13 protein-coding genes are annotated in these 14127 nt (G+C 69.7%); 4 read left to right on the forward strand and 9 right to left on the reverse strand.

Annotated features, from left to right (window positions below; translation table 11 throughout):
• The first annotated feature begins 99 nt into the window (after positions 1 to 99).
• On the forward strand, positions 100 to 1629 hold the full coding sequence (locus ABD907_RS08565; protein WP_345215827.1) for an alpha-N-arabinofuranosidase: 1530 nt from the start codon (positions 100 to 102) through the stop codon (positions 1627 to 1629).
• A gap of 17 nt (positions 1630 to 1646) precedes the next feature.
• On the opposite strand, the gene ABD907_RS08570 is transcribed toward ABD907_RS08565, so the two are convergent.
• From ABD907_RS08570 to ABD907_RS08590, 5 genes are all read right to left on the reverse strand, one after another.
• Positions 1647 to 2552 (reverse strand): D-hexose-6-phosphate mutarotase, encoded by a 906-nt coding sequence (locus tag ABD907_RS08570; RefSeq protein WP_345215828.1) that lies wholly within the window; start codon positions 2550 to 2552, stop codon positions 1647 to 1649.
• Positions 2553 to 2583: 31 nt separating this feature from the next.
• Positions 2584 to 3156, reverse strand: a complete 573-nt coding sequence (locus tag ABD907_RS08575; protein ID WP_345215829.1) for a hypothetical protein — start codon at positions 3154 to 3156, stop codon at positions 2584 to 2586.
• 289 nt (positions 3157 to 3445) lie between these two features.
• Positions 3446 to 4054, reverse strand: coding sequence for a DUF6318 family protein (locus tag ABD907_RS08580; protein WP_345215830.1), 609 nt, complete (start codon positions 4052 to 4054; stop codon positions 3446 to 3448).
• A gap of 87 nt (positions 4055 to 4141) precedes the next feature.
• Positions 4142 to 4519, reverse strand: a complete 378-nt coding sequence (locus ABD907_RS08585; RefSeq protein ID WP_345215831.1) for a DUF4345 family protein — start codon at positions 4517 to 4519, stop codon at positions 4142 to 4144.
• Positions 4520 to 4560: 41 nt separating this feature from the next.
• On the reverse strand, positions 4561 to 5070 hold the full coding sequence (locus tag ABD907_RS08590) for a hypothetical protein (RefSeq protein ID WP_345215832.1): 510 nt from the start codon (positions 5068 to 5070) through the stop codon (positions 4561 to 4563).
• A 65-nt stretch (positions 5071 to 5135) separates the two neighbouring features.
• On the opposite strand from ABD907_RS08590, the gene ABD907_RS08595 reads away from it, so the two are divergent.
• Genes ABD907_RS08595 through ABD907_RS08605 form a run of 3 tightly spaced genes read left to right on the forward strand, consistent with a single transcriptional unit; the run spans position 5136 to position 8189 of the window.
• Positions 5136 to 5852: an HAD hydrolase-like protein gene (locus tag ABD907_RS08595; protein WP_345215833.1), complete on the forward strand. Its 717-nt coding sequence runs from the start codon at positions 5136 to 5138 to the stop codon at positions 5850 to 5852.
• Entirely contained in the window at positions 5849 to 6805 is a 957-nt protein-coding gene (locus tag ABD907_RS08600) for an aminoglycoside phosphotransferase family protein (RefSeq protein WP_345215834.1), read from the forward strand. Before ABD907_RS08595 ends, ABD907_RS08600 begins: the two co-directional genes overlap by 4 nt.
• Positions 6806 to 6833: 28 nt before the next feature.
• Positions 6834 to 8189 (forward strand): AI-2E family transporter, encoded by a 1356-nt coding sequence (locus ABD907_RS08605; protein ID WP_345215835.1) that lies wholly within the window; start codon positions 6834 to 6836, stop codon positions 8187 to 8189.
• An 18-nt stretch (positions 8190 to 8207) separates the two neighbouring features.
• Here ABD907_RS08605 and ABD907_RS08610 read toward each other — a convergent pair whose 3' ends face one another.
• From ABD907_RS08610 to ABD907_RS08625, 4 genes are all read right to left on the reverse strand, one after another.
• On the reverse strand, positions 8208 to 11486 hold the full coding sequence (locus ABD907_RS08610; protein WP_345215836.1) for an error-prone DNA polymerase: 3279 nt from the start codon (positions 11484 to 11486) through the stop codon (positions 8208 to 8210).
• Positions 11487 to 11548: 62 nt separating this feature from the next.
• Positions 11549 to 13138 carry an HNH endonuclease signature motif containing protein gene (locus tag ABD907_RS08615; protein WP_345215837.1) on the reverse strand — a complete coding sequence of 530 codons (1590 nt, stop codon included), beginning with the start codon at positions 13136 to 13138 and terminating at the stop codon, positions 11549 to 11551.
• Between the two features lie 498 nt (positions 13139 to 13636).
• Positions 13637 to 13879: a hypothetical protein gene (locus ABD907_RS08620; protein WP_345215838.1), complete on the reverse strand. Its 243-nt coding sequence runs from the start codon at positions 13877 to 13879 to the stop codon at positions 13637 to 13639.
• Complete coding sequence (locus ABD907_RS08625) at positions 13879 to 14079, reverse strand: hypothetical protein (RefSeq protein ID WP_345215839.1); 201 nt, start codon at positions 14077 to 14079, stop codon at positions 13879 to 13881. The genes ABD907_RS08620 and ABD907_RS08625 overlap by 1 nt, the downstream gene beginning before the upstream one ends.
• Positions 14080 to 14127: the final 48 nt, after the last annotated feature.

Below are 14127 nucleotides of genomic sequence, written 5' to 3' on the forward strand. Positions count from 1 at the left end.
GGTCTCGCCCGACGACCGGGGACCGAGACTCGGTCGGGCACACCTGCCGAGAGCCCTATCCTCGTGTGGCCACCGCGACCAGTATCGAGAGGAAGCACGATGAGCAAAGGTGCCGCGTCCCTGTCCGCCGTCATCGATCTGGACGTTCCCGGCCCGGTGATCAGCCGGCACCTGTATGGCCACTTCGCCGAGCACCTGGGCCACTGCATCTACGGCGGTTTCTGGGTCGGCGAGGACTCCGACGTCCCGAACGAGGGCGGCATCCGCAAGGACGTCGTCGACGCTCTCCGTGCCTTGGACATCCCGAACCTGCGCTGGCCCGGAGGCTGCTTCGCCGACGAGTACCACTGGATGGACGGTATCGGCCCGCGCGAGGAGCGGCCGCGGATGGTCAACACCCACTGGGGCGACGTCGAGGAGAACAACCACTTCGGCACCCACGAGTTCCTGGCGCTGTGCGAGCTGCTCGGGACCGAGCCGTACGTCTCGGCGAACGTCGGGTCGGGATCCGTGCGCGAGACGAGCGACTGGGTCGAGTACCTCAACCGGGAGGGTGACTCACCCATGGCGCGGCTGCGGGCCGAGAACGGCCGCTCCGAACCGTGGGGCGTCAGCTTCTTCGGCATCGGCAACGAGCCGTGGGGCTGCGGCGGGAACCTGCGCGCCGAGCAGTACGCCCCGATGGCCCGCCAGCACGCGACCTACGCGCGCGACCACGGCGAGAACAGGCTGTACCGAATCGCCGCCGGCGCCTCGGACGCGGACTACTCCTGGACCGAGACCCTGATGAAGCAGGTCGCCTCGGGCCTGGGCGATCGCAATCCTCGTGGGATCTTCCAGGCAGTCTCGTTCCACTACTACACGATGTCCGGCGCCTGGGGAGACAAGGGGTCGGCCACTGACTTCAGCGGCGACGAGTACTGGACGACAGTGCGCCGCGCCCAGCACGTGCGCGAGCTCATCGCCGGCCACTCCGCCGTCATGGACGCCTACGACCCCACGAAGAAGCTCGGCCTCGCCCTGGACGAGTGGGGCACCTGGTGGAACGTCGAGCCCGGCACCAACCCCGGCTTCCTTTACCAGCAGAACACGATGCGCGACGCTCTCGTTGCGGCGATCCACTTCGATGCCTTCCATGACCATGCGGACCGCTTGCGGCTCGCCAACATCGCCCAGACGGTCAACGTGCTCCAGGCCATGGTGCTCACCGACGGCAACCAGATGGTCCGCACCCCGACCTACCACGTTTTCGAGATGAACAAGGATCATCACGACGCTCGAGCACTGGCCGTCCACCCGCTCGGCGGTTCGCCGACCCGCGAGGTAGACGGCGTCGACATCCCGACGCTCTCGACATCCGCCTCGACCAAGGACGGGCGTGTGACTATCTCGCTCACCAACCTCGACCTGGCGGCGGAGGCCCGCGTCGAGCTGTCCTTGCGCGGTGCGCGCATCGGCGCCGTGAGCGGTCGGATCCTGTCCGCCTCCGACGTCGCCGACCACAACACGGCCGAGGCTCCGGACGCCGTCTCGCCGCAGCAGTACAGCGCCGTCAGGGTCGACGACGAACTGCTCACCATGGACGTTCCGCCGGGCTCGTTCGTCACGCTGAAGCTCGAGACGGCCTGATCACCCGGTGTGCCGGCTCAGCCAGTGCCATGCTCGACGGCGAAGTACACCGTCGTCGTGTGGCTCTCCCCCGGCGAGAGCACGACGCCGTCGTGGAGCACGTTGGCGGCCTCGACGCACACCATGGTGGTCCAGTGCTCCTCACCGAGGTCCGGCATCTCCGCGGCCGCCGCGGACCACGGGTTCCACACCACCGTGCTCGCGGAACCGTTCTTGCCGACGTGGACCCTCCGGTCGAGCCCGGGATCCACGACGGTTGCGGCCGAGGAGGTGCCGTAGACCCGGTCGGTCTTGCCAGTCAACGTCAGCTCGCCGTGCTGGCTGTACGGGCCCGGGTCGCCGATCTTGCTGAGGTAGGGGACACCCTCGAGCCCGGCGATCCGGACGTCGCGTACGTCCGCGACGGCAACGTACGCGTGGAGGGCATCCTCGTACGAACGCACCCGGTCGCCGCTGTTCGTGACGGTGAACGCGACGTACAGCGTCGGGCCGACGGTGATGGTCGCCGTCAGCTCGAACGGATGGGGCCAGACGTCCGTGCCGGGCAGACCCGTGACGTCGGTGTCGGTGAGTCGCAGGGTGAGGGTCATGGCACCGTCGGACTCCTCCTCTGCGCCGACCAGCGTGAACTCCGCGAGCCGTGCGAAGCCGTGCGACGGCCGCATCTCCGGTTCACGTCCCGCCGCGAACCAGGGGAAGCTCGGCGGGATACCACCGCGGATGGCCACGGACCGCTCGAAACGGCTGCGCGGGCTCGTCCACAGGACCGGCTCGTGCCCGGTCGGTGCCCACGACAGGGCCTGCGCGCCCTGCAGGGAGATCTCCGCACTCGCGTTGTCGGTGTCCACGCGAAGCATCGGCAGGCCGCCTGCTCCTTCGACGAGCGTGACGGCGGGAGGGAGGTCGATCGAGGGGTTGGCCACGTCCGACACGGTAGACGAACCCTGTTCGTGGCTACTCGGCGGAGGTGGTCAGCTGGGTGTCGAACTCACGAACCTCGAACGGGTCCGAGGACGTGGTCGTCGTGGCGACGCCGTTGACCGGGAGCCACACACCGGAGTCGGCGACCTCGAACTCCCCGACCCAGCGGGTGGTCAACGTGATGGTGCGGGTGACGTCCGCGTCGGTGTAGGTGTGCCAGACCGTGTGGTTCGGCCACGGGGCACCGGGTTCGGTGGTGGTGGTCTCGGTGCCGTCGCCGAAGTCCCAGGTGTAGTCGATGGGAACGACGTGGACCTCGACCGGCGTGCCCAGCAGCGTGATGTTGAAGGTCTGCTCACCGGCGCCGGTGTAGACGACCGTCTCCTTGTTCACCAACACCCAGCCGCGGTCCGGCTGGACGGTCAGGCCGCCCGGGTCGATCGGCAGCGTGGCGAGCTCTTCGGCCGTGACGATGATCGGTTCCGACTCTGGCTCCGGTTCGGCCTGATCCTCGGGCTCCGCAGGCTCTTCGGGCGTGACCTCGACGACCTCAGGACCGATCTCGACGTTTGTGTAATCGGCCGGATCGCACGGGTTGGTCTGCATCGTGGCAAGGCCCTCACCACGCATCTCCCAGTCGGTGCACAACTGCGGCAGGTCAACCGGGCCATCGATTAGTGTGCGACTTGCTGGGGCATTCGAGTTCGGCGACGGCGCCTCGGTGTGGTCGGACCGGCTGTCGGCGGGTTCGCCAGAAAGTTGCGACTTTTCCGTGTTTGTCACCTTGTAGGCGTCGTCGTCAACATGGACGTCGACATCTGCGCCGTACGCGTTTGATATGAGAGCAACTGTAACGACGGATGCCAAAGTAGCGGCCAGAGCCACATAGCGAGATTTATACATCCGCGTCGCCTTCTTCCACCTGCACAGCACGCACTTTCCACTCGTTCTCGCCTCGGCCGATGGCGAAGACCATCAGGCGTTCCCCGCCCTCACTTTCGACAATTTCGCCAGAGCCCGCGACCTCTGTAGACGGAGATTGCTCGATGACCACATCTACCCGGTAGTACGGATTTCTTTCGATAGGTTCGTGGCCCTCCGCAGATCGGATCGTGATCGCTCCTCCGGTGGATCTACCACCGTCGCTGTACAGCGTCGAGACGCTAGTTGTAACGCTCTGGCAGAAGCGGCACTCCGCATGTGACATCTGCTCCAACTCGGCGAGGCCACCCGTTTGGTACGCGTAAACGTAGAGCTTTAAAAAATACTCTGCCGCGGCCTCTGCACCGTGTACGTCGTCCCGCGCAATGGCGTTCGGCGGCACCGGCGGGTCGATCTCCTGCGTCGGCGTCTCCTCGGCCGACGGGCTCTCCGCCTCGGACGGCGAACCGGTCGGTGTCGGCTCGTCGCCCCCACCGTCGCAGGCGGCCAGTCCGACAGCCGCAAAGAGCCCTGCGGCAGCCATTGCCAGCAGGGTTCGCAAACGTTGCGCCGCCCGAGCCATGCGGGAGAACCTATCGGGCCGCGTCACCGCCCGGCTAGGGCGCGAAAACTTCTGTGGACGGCGAGACGGTCCCGAAGACTCTCTAGGTCATCGCAGCAGTCGCACGACGACCGGCATCGCCAGCTCCTGGACCGTCAGTACCCGGAACAGCGGGTGCGGCCGACCGCTCGAGCGCCACGCCAGTGCGCGCGCGGCACCTCCGGCCGCGGTGATCACGGCCAGACGGTCCAGCTCGCCCCGATCGAGCGTGCGCCGGGCGGCGGCTCTGCCGAAGACCGCTGCCTGCGTCGCCCAGATCACGCTGTAGAACCGAAGGACGCTGTCGGTGCTGGCGTCGGGCGCCGTCGTCGACCCCGGGATGCCACGGTGACCCCGCGTCATCACCAGGGTGCCGGTCAGTGCCGCCGTGCCGGCCATCGACCACATCAGTCCGCGCAGGATCGCGCCCTTCGTCTCCGAGCCCATGCGCGAAGACTCACACGTCCTCGCCGGATCCGCCAGAACCTTCAGCTCTCGATCTGCGGGTGGCTGCCGTCCCGGGCGTCCTCGTCCTGCTCGTCGATGAACGCCGAAAGAATCTCCGCCGACAGATCGTCGATCCGCTGATCGACGTGCTTGCGCTCCCGAGTCGAGGCCTTGGAACTCATCGCGCCCAGCAGGGGCAACGACGCCTCGATGCGGTCCAGCTGGGTACGCCAGGCCTCGGCACGAGCTCGTTCGGCGTGGTCGTCGGCGGAGGCGCGCAGGTAGGCCACCTGGTCGCGCAGGGCGGCGATGCGCAACCGCAGGCCGTCGGGACTCCGACCCTGCCGGCGCGCTTCGCCCAGCCGCTTGACCTGCTTCTCTACGGTCTCGAACACCTCTGGGTTGTCCTTGCGCAGACGCACCAACGTCGGTCCCACGCGCTGCACGACCTTCCAGACCGTCGGCCCCGCCACCGCAGCGACCTTGGCCAGCGTCCCGAGTCGTCCCATGTTCTCCTCCTGTGGCTGCGCCGTGGTGCCCAGCGTGGGCATGGCGCGTCGTGTGCAGGTTCCAGCGTGCCACGTACCCTTGTCCCAGACTTCCCGAGAGGACCCGGATGATCTCCCCTGCCCTCGGCGCGCCCGCTCCGACCGAGCTGCGCGCCACCGCTGTGCTGCTCGACCTCGACGGCACGATCACGGATTCCGCGTCGGCGATCATGACGTCGATCCGCGAGACGTTCGACGCGTTCGGCTACCCGCAGCTCGACGACGACACCCTGCTCCGGTTCATCGGCCCACCGATCCGCGAGGCGCTGGCGGAGATCGCCGGCGTCGCGCACGACGACCTCGACGCCATGGTCGACGACTATCGCGGCCGGTACAGCACCCGAATGGTCGACGTCCCGCTGTTCCCGGGCGTGCGCGAACTGATCCGCTCCTGGCACGCTGCTGGCATCCCGCTCGCACTGGCGACGGCAAAGCTGCAGCACATGGCCGAGCCGATCATCGATCGGGCCGGCCTCACGCCATACTTCACCGCCGTCTGCGGCGACCAGCCCAAGGAGAACGTCACCGTCGACGGCGTGACCGTCAAGGCCGATGTCGTCGCCCGCGCCCTCGCAGGGCTCGCGGCGGCCGGTGCCGATGTCAGCGGCGCCGTCATGGTCGGCGACCGGTTCCACGACGTGGCGGGTGCCGCCCGCCACGGCGTCGAAACAGTCCTCGTCGGCTGGGGCTACGGCCGGCCGGGCGAGGGCGAGGGGGCCGTCGCGGTGGTCCACGACTCCGCCGAGCTGGCGGCCGTGCTGGGTGCCCGGGCGTCTGCGACATGACCGTCCCGACCATCCCCGACGCCCTGGCCCGGCAGGTCGGGAGCGCGGCCGACGGCGCCGCCTGGCTCGAACGTCTGCCTCACCTGGTTGAGGGCGCCCGTGAGCGCTGGGGCCTGACGCTCGGCGACCCGTTTCCGTCCGGTGCCGCCGGGTGGACGGCACCCGCGCGGACGGCCGACGGCGCGGACGTCGTCGTCAAGATCGTCTTCCCGCACGACGAAGCCGTCGGTGAGGCGATCGCGTTGCGCCTGTGGTGCGGCAACGGCGGACCGGAGCTGCTCGACCACGACGCGGAGGCGTGGACGCTGCTGCTGCGTCACCTGCGTCCGGGTCACGGCATCGAAGAGGATCCGGCACTGCTTGAAGCACGTGTCGAGAACCGGCTCGAGATCGCGGGCGAGCTGCTCGGCCGGCTCCAAGGCGCATCGAGCGACGGTCTCGAACTGGTCCGCCTGGCCGACTACACCACCAATCTTGCGGACATCCTCCGCGACCGCACGCAGCGACACGGTCCGTCGCTCGGCGCGGATCGCGGCCTGCTGGTGGAGGCCGCCAACCTGCTCGAGGAGCTGCCTACGGAGTACACGGCGAGCGGCGCCTCGCTCGTGCACGGCGACTTCAACCCCGGCAACATCCTGGCCGACGACGCGACCGGCACGCGCACGTGGGTCGCCATCGACCCCAAGCCGATGGTCGGCGATCCCGCCTACGACCCGGCGCCCCTGGTCTCCCAGGTGGCCGACCCCTTCCGGCAGGAGGACGCCGTCACGTTGCTGCGCACCCGGACCCGAGTGGTAGGCGGCGCGAGCGGCCTGGATCCCGCCCGAGTCGCCGCCTGGGCCATGGCACGCGCCGCCGAGTCGGCCCTGTGGCGCGCGGATCAGCTGGGCGATCGAGAGGGCGCGCTGGCCGAGCTCGATCAAGCGCACCTCTGGTCGCGCCTAGCGGTGTGACCGGCACCTTTGCGGCACACTGGGCGCGATGGCAGAGAAGCGGGACGCGCGCAGGCTGCTGAGCCAGGTCGGTCAGCGGATGGGTCGCCGTGTTCGGCCACGGGTACGTCGGGTGCGCACCACGTCGGTGAACCACATCGTCTCGCCGGCAGCGCTCAGCGCCGGGTCGCCGTCCGGCTCACCGAGCGCCGCGAGCCAGTCCGTCCGCCCGTCCCAGGCCTCGCGGCTCAGCGTGCGCCGGATGCCCGACCGTGCGATGCACGCCGACTCCGCCCCTGACGGTCTGCCCCGGTGGATCCGCACCTACGGGACGGGCGCCTGGTTCCTCATCGGCATCATCATCGTCGTGGGCATGGTCGTGTTCGCGACCGCCCGTATCCAGATGGTCTTCATCGCGGTGTTCCTCGCCCTGGTGGTCGCCTCGGTGCTGTACCCGATCGTCAGCGTGCTGGCGCAGTGGATGCCAAGACCGCTGGCCACCTTCCTGGCGCTGTTCGGGTCCTTCCTCGTCGTCGCGGGATTGTTCACCTACGTCATCTCGTCGGTCGCCGACCAGTGGGACACCCTGGCGGATCGGTTCCAGAGCGGTATCCAGACGATCCTCGACTTCCTCGAGTCGGGTCCGCTGCCGTTCCAGATCACGCAGGCAGAGATCTACGAGACGATCAACAGCGCCGTCGCCGAGGCGACGACGTATGTTCGTGAGAATGCCGGCGATCTGGCCGGCCAGGTGCTCAACAACGCGGGCGCCGTGGCGATCGTCTTCACGATTTTGGCGCTGAGCCTGTTCCTGACGATCTTCTTCCTCGCGCGCGGGGAGTGGATGTGGCTGTGGTTTCTCAACCAGCTGCCGGCCAGGAACCGCGAGCGCACCCACGCGGCCGCCACGGCCGGCTGGTACACCTTCTCCGGGTACGCCCGCGGCACCATGATCGTCGCCATCGCCGACGGCGTCATGGCCTTCATCCTGCTCTCGATCGTCGGCGTGCCGCTCGCCGCACCGCTCGCCGTCCTGGTGTTCATCGGTGCGTTCATCCCGTTGATCGGCGCGCCGGCCGCCATGATCATCGCCGGTGTCGTCGCACTGGCCGCAGGCAGCGTCTTCGACTTCGTCGTCGTCATCCTCGGCGTCGCGCTGATCGGACAGATCGAGGGGCACATCCTCCAGCCGCTGGTCATGGGCAGGCAGGTCTCCCTGCACCCGGTGGTCGTGGCGGTGGGCGTGACCGCCGGAACGTTCCTCGGCGGGCTGGTCGGTGCCATCATCGCCATCCCGGTGCTGGCCGTGACGTGGGCGGTCTACAGCGCGATTCGACAGGTCGACCCGCCCATGAACGAGCTGCCGGAGGTTGATGCCAAGATCCCGGCCACCGCCAAAGAGTAGGCGGTCGAGTGCTGGTGCTCAGCCGAAGTCGCGCGACGTCGAGGGCACCAGCAGGCTGAGCGGCTCGATCCGGTCGGCGACCAGGTTCGTCACGCCGTCGCCCCGTTCGATCACCCCGCGGACCACGAGAGCCGCGCTGGTGCGGGCAACTTTCCGGTGCCGCGCCCACAACCCGGCCGAGCAGACGACGTTGACCAGACCGGTCTCGTCCTCCAGGGACAGGAAGGTGACTCCACCCGCGGTGCCCGGGCGCTGTCTATGGGTGACGACGCCTCCCACCCGCAGCCGTTCCCCCGACTGGCGCGCGGCCAGCTCCGTCACGGTGAGGACACCCGCGGCGGTCAGGTCGGCCCGACGGAACTGGGTGGGGAAGGACTCCGGCGAGATCCCGGTCGCCCACACGTCGGCGACGGCGGTCTCCACCTCCGCCATGGCCGGCAGTCGGCGTGGCGGCTCGACCCCGACGGCGGTCAGCGGCAGCGGCGGCTGGTACCAGACAGTCTCCTCCCGCACATGCCGGCGGCCGTGCTCGCCGGCGAGCACCCCGCTGGCCCACAGCGCTTCCCGCCGCTCGAGCCCGAAGCACCGCAACGCCCCTGCTGTCGCCAGGGCCTCGAGCTGGGCGGCCGTGAGATCCACCCGCCGAGCCAGGTCGGGCAGGTCGGCGTAGGGCCCGCCGCTCTCGCGCTCGGCGACGATCCGCTCGGCGCTCTTCTCCCCCACCCCCCGCACCGGCGACAGGCCGAGCCGGACCGCCAGGTCGGGGTCCGGGTGCACCAGGTGAGCCACCTCCGGGACGGCAGGGGTCCGTGCGGCTTCCGCTCGCAGCTCCGCCGTCGTCAGGGTCTGGACGGATGCCTCGATGGCGGAGGCGTTGACGTCGGCGCGCAGCACCGCCACCCCGTGCCGGCGGGCGTCGGCCACGAGCGACTGCGGCGAGTAGAAGCCCATCGGCTGAGCGGCGAGCAGAGCGGCATAGAACGCCTCGGGGTGGTGGACCTTCAGCCAGGAGCTGGCGTAGACGAGGTACGCGAAGGAGAAGGAGTGCGACTCGGGGAATCCGAAGTCGGAAAAGGCCTTGAGCTTGTCGTAGATCTGCTCGCCGATCTTCGGACCGATCCCGTTGCGGGCCATGCCCTCGAGCAGCCGCCCGTGCAGGGCCTCCATCCGCTCGTCGGAGCGCTTGGCTCCCATGGCCTTGCGCAGCTGGTCGGCCTCCGCCGGGCTGAAACCGGCGACGTCGACGGCGATCTGCATGAGCTGCTCCTGGAACAGCGGCACGCCGAGGGTCTTGGACAGGGCCGGCTCGAGCAGCGGGTGGAGGTAGGTGACGGGTTGGCGACGGCGCCTGCGTTCTAAGTAGGGGTTGACCGAGTCGCCCTGGATGGGGCCCGGCCTGATGAGGGCGACCTCGACGACGATGTCGTAGAAGTTCCGTGGCCGCAGCCTGGGCAGGGTGGCCATCTGTGCGCGGGACTCGACCTGGAAGACGCCGACGGTGTCCGCCGCGCACAGCAGGTCGTAGACGCACCCGTCCTCCTGGGGCAGCGAGTGCAGGCCGAGGGGCTTGCCGGTGGCGTCGCCGCCGTGCGCGTTGATCGACTCGAAGGCCAGGCGCAGCGCGGTGAGCATCCCCAGGCCGAGGAGGTCGAACTTCACCAGGCCGGCGTCGGCGCAGTCGTCCTTGTCCCACTGCAGCACGGTCCGGCCGGGCATGGTCGCCCACTCCACGGGGCAGACCTCGATGACGGGCCGGTCGCACAGCACCATGCCGCCGGAGTGGATGCCGAGGTGGCGGGGCAGGCGCAGCATCTGGTCGGCGACGTCGACCACGGGTTCCGGGATGCCGGCGATGTCGTCCCCGCCGAGCGAGCCCCACTGCTCAATCGTCTTGGACCAGGCGTCCTGCTGGCCGACGTCGTAGCCGAAGGCCCGAGCGGCGTCGCGCACCGCCGACTTCGGGCGGTAAGAGATGACGTTGGCGACCTGTGCGGCGTGGGTGCGTCCGTAGCGCTCGTAGACGTGCTGGATGACCTCCTCACGCCGCTTGGACTCGATGTCCAGATCGATGTCAGGCGGGCCGGAACGGCCCGGGGAAAGGAACCGTTCGAACAGCAGCCGGTGCTGGACGGCGTCGACGGCGGTGATGCCGAGGGCGAAGCACACCGCGGAGTTGGCGGCCGACCCCCGTCCCTGGCACAGGATGCCCTCGCGGCGGCAGAAGTCCACGATCTCGTGGACGATGAGGAAGTAGCCGGGGAAGTCCAGGTCGTTGATGATCGCCAGCTCGTGCTCGATCATCTCGTACGCGCCGGCGACTCGTCCCGACCCCGGTGGCCCGTACCGGTCGGCGGCGCCGCGGTAGGTGAGCTCGCGCAGCCACGTGGCCTCGGTGTGCCCCTCGGGCACGGGGTACGGAGGCAGGTCCGGGGCGACGAGCTGGAGGTCGAAGGCGCACTCGGATGCGAGCGCCACCGAGTTGGGCACGGCCTGCGGGTGCCGATGATGCCTGGCCGCCATCTCGGCGCCGGAGCGCAGGTGCGCGGGCGACGGCGGGAGCCACCCGTCGATCTCGTCCAGCGAGGCCCGGGCGCGAGTGGCGGCGAGGACGTCCGTGAGTCGCTGGTCGGCGGGACGTGCGCAGTGCACGGCGCCGGTGGCCACCAGCGGCAACCGGGCGGCGCCGGCGAGGTCGGCGAGGGCGTCGTTGCGTGCCGAGTCCAGGGGCGAGCCGGTGTCGGTGATCTCGACGGCGACGTTGTCGCGGCCGAACAAGGCCGTGAGGCGGTCGAGCTCTGCCCGCGCGGCGCCCTGCCCACCGGTCTCGAGGGCGCGACGGACGGCACCCTTGCGGCAGCCGGTGAGGACGAGCCACTCCCCTCCGGCGTCGGCGGCGACATCCTCGATACCGATCTCCATGCGGCCCTTGACCCCGGAGTCGAGGTGCCCGCGGGCGAGGGTGCGGGACAGGCGGCCGTAACCAGCGGGGCCGCGGGCGAGGACGACCAGGTGGGTGCCGTCGGGGTCGGGGCGTCCGCTCATCCCGGGCGTGGCCCCGGCCCCGGCCCGCCCCGACGTGCCGAGGTTGAGCTCCGTGCCGAGCACAGTGGGTATCCCCAGGGTGCGGGCCGCCTCGGCGAGCCGAACGACGCCGTAGAGTCCGTCGTGGTCGGTCAGGGCTAGGGCGTTCAGGCGCAGTCGGGCCGCCTCGGCGGCGAGCTCCTCCGGGAGGTTCGCGCCGTCGAGAAAGCTGAAGGCCGAGTGGGCGTGCAGCTCGGCGTACGGGACGACGTCCACGACGCCATTCTATCGAACGTATGTGCGATGCCGTCCTTCGTCGTCGCGCTTCCGCTGAAGCGTCAGGCGGCATGCTCCGGACGCTCGGAGGCCGCCGTCCGGCCTCTTGCTCGTCGCTTGGCGGCCTCCCAGGCACCCACCACGGTCGAGACGGCGTAATCCATGTCGAGCCTGCCGCCGTCAACCGGCGCAAGGGAATCGGGAGCATCGTCAGTGGCCCGGCCGGATGCACCAACGGGTAGCGGCAGGCCTGCCGTCACGGCTGGTGCAGGCACCTCCGTCCGCGGCACCGGTACGACAGGTTGGCCGTTCTGCCCGAAGAAGGTCAGGCTCCCGTCTGCATGACGGGCGACCTCGAAGCCGCCCTCGTGGTGAAGGCGGTGGTGTTCCCCGCACAGCAGTACGAGGTTCTCCAGGACCGTGAGGCCGCCGTCCGCCCAGTGCACGATGTGGTGGGCGTGCAGGTACCGACGGCGTTCGCACCCGGGGAATCGACAGCCCTGATCTCGGTCCCACAACGCTCGGAACTGCGCGGCGTTCGGGGTGCGTCGGCGCCGGCCGACGTCGACGGTCCGGCCCGGTCGCTGACTGGGCGTGACGATGACGCTCGTCCCCGGCTCGTCCTCGGTCTCGCTCTGGTGGAGATGGAGCACGACGCCGGTGTCGCAGGTCAGGCGTCGGGCGGTCTCGGGATGCAACGCGGGGCCGTACTCGAGGCGAGGCCCGATCACATCTCGGTCGGCCCGGCCCGGGCACTGCGCCGGGGGCGTGGTCTCGGCAACGCGTATCGCGGCAAGATCGTCGAGGGTCGCGTGGACGACGGTCTCGCTGCGCCGCGATCCCCGGGCGACGGTCGCCGGCGCGGCGGCGGTCGTGCTGTCCGCGTCGGCCATGTTGTCCGCGTCGTCAGCAAGGTCCACGTCCACGTCGGTGCGACCGTCCGTGTCGTCGTCGATGGTGGCGTGCTCGCACAGCAGCACCAGGGCGTCGATGAGTGCGCGCCGCTTGGTCGCCTCAGCCTCGTCCGCCGCCACGGTGGTGCCGGAGCTGTCGGTGGCATCAGCACCGCCTGTGAGGCGATCGGCGCTCGTCCGTGCGAGGTAGTCCTGGACCCGGCGCAACGCCTCGACGATCACCGCGCCGTCCTCCGGGGAGCAGCGCCCGGAGAAGGAGACCGACCCGTCCCACTCGGTCCGGAACGACAGGCGCCGGTCCTCGTGACGCTCGTTGACCTCGTCGAGCGTGGTGGCCGTGCGCACCCCGACGCAGAACCGCTCCAGCTGGTTCGCCGTCGCGGCGGCAGCGATATCGAGCAGCTCGACCTCGGTCTCCGCCGTGGCGACCCGCGTGAGTGCCCGAACCTTGGAGTAGCTCAACCGGCCCTCCGCGAACGCCTGCGCGATGAGTGGCAACCCTGCCAGGGCACGCGCGATGCGCACGTGCTCACGCGCGGTCACCGTCGACATGCCGCATCGCCATGACAGCCACTGCGCCGTCGACACCATGCCGGCCACCTCCATCCAGCCGTCCCGGGCGTCGAACTCGGCCACCAGCTGCAGGAACCGGCACGTCGCCGACGCGATCCGCGCCGCGAGCGTGGCGAGCTCAGCCTCGACCTCGCCCAAGGGCCGCACCATCGTCGTCACACCCATCCATCTCACCCCATCGAGTCGAACGTACGTACGATGCTATGGGTGGGTACTGACACGAGAGGTCGATTGGGAGGCGGTCGCCCTACCGCGGCGGCCGGGCACGATGGTCGGGCACGCTTCCGCTGAAGCGCGTTCCGGACTCGTTCAGCCGAGCATCCGCGACAGGACAAGTCGTGCGCGTCGCACAGCGGTCAGGGGCCGGCCGTCCAGCTCGGCGAGCAGGGCCTCGATGACGTCCACGGAGGCCGCCGCCACTCTCCCGGGCAGCGGCGCGCGATCCAGTCCTCGTCCGGAGGTGCCGGCAAGAGGTCGTCCAGGTCGCCGTGGACCTGGACCCCGCGGGTGCGCAACCAGCGGATCCAGCTCTCGGTGCGTTCGACGACCCACGGATGGTCTTCCGGTCCGAGCGTGATCCGGGGTGACTTCCGTAGCTCGAGCGCACGGCTCACCACGATGTCGTTCACCAGCGTGGAGTACCTGCCGCCACGTCGAACGTCCTCACCGAGCCGACGATTGAGCCGACGTAAGAGCTGTGCCTCCGGGATGGATGCCCACCGACGCGTTCACGCGCACGGCCTCGTGCGGGGCCCACGAGGGCGGGACGTCGACAGCCCCCAGGAAGCGGTACCACAACTGCTCCGGTGAGCCGCCGGCCGCCGGGGCAGTCACGACGTGGATCTGCTCGGCGGGCAGATCGGCACCCCACACGCTGAGCACCCGGACCGGGTCGAAGCCCTTCATCAAGGACGAGTGACCTCGCGAACGCTTTCCAGGAATGCCGCGAAGGAACGCCTGGCGCCGAACTTCAGGGTCTCCTGCCACCCGCTCGTCAGCTCGCGCGCCAGGTCGCGTGCCGTCAGGATCAGGTGGACCTCCGCACCCGTGGACGCGAGATCCGCGAGCGCGCGCTCGGCCTGCTGGGGAGTCGCGGTGGCGAGCACCTCGTGGCTGAGGACGACCTCGCCGGTCGCCTTGCGGGTCTGAGCAGG

It is taken from the genome of Georgenia halophila, assembly GCF_039541595.1.

Bases quoted from the DNA above. Each gene is read 5' to 3' on its own strand.
- ABD907_RS08590 (WP_345215832.1), bottom strand. From the start codon at position 5,070: ATGCCCACGCTGGGCACCACGGCGCAGCCACAGGAGGAGAACATGGGA.
- ABD907_RS08600 (WP_345215834.1), top strand. From the start codon at position 5,849: ATGACCGTCCCGACCATCCCCGACGCCCTGGCCCGGCAGGTCGGGAGC.
- ABD907_RS08580 (WP_345215830.1), bottom strand. From the start codon at position 4,054: ATGGCTCGGGCGGCGCAACGTTTGCGAACCCTGCTGGCAATGGCTGCC.
- ABD907_RS08615 (WP_345215837.1), bottom strand. From the start codon at position 13,138: ATGGGTGTGACGACGATGGTGCGGCCCTTGGGCGAGGTCGAGGCTGAG.
- ABD907_RS08605 (WP_345215835.1), top strand. From the start codon at position 6,834: ATGGCAGAGAAGCGGGACGCGCGCAGGCTGCTGAGCCAGGTCGGTCAG.
- ABD907_RS08565 (WP_345215827.1), top strand. From the start codon at position 100: ATGAGCAAAGGTGCCGCGTCCCTGTCCGCCGTCATCGATCTGGACGTT.
- ABD907_RS08585 (WP_345215831.1), bottom strand. From the start codon at position 4,519: ATGGGCTCGGAGACGAAGGGCGCGATCCTGCGCGGACTGATGTGGTCG.
- ABD907_RS08620 (WP_345215838.1), bottom strand. From the start codon at position 13,879: ATGAAGGGCTTCGACCCGGTCCGGGTGCTCAGCGTGTGGGGTGCCGAT.
- ABD907_RS08595 (WP_345215833.1), top strand. From the start codon at position 5,136: ATGATCTCCCCTGCCCTCGGCGCGCCCGCTCCGACCGAGCTGCGCGCC.
- ABD907_RS08575 (WP_345215829.1), bottom strand. From the start codon at position 3,156: ATGCAGACCAACCCGTGCGATCCGGCCGATTACACAAACGTCGAGATC.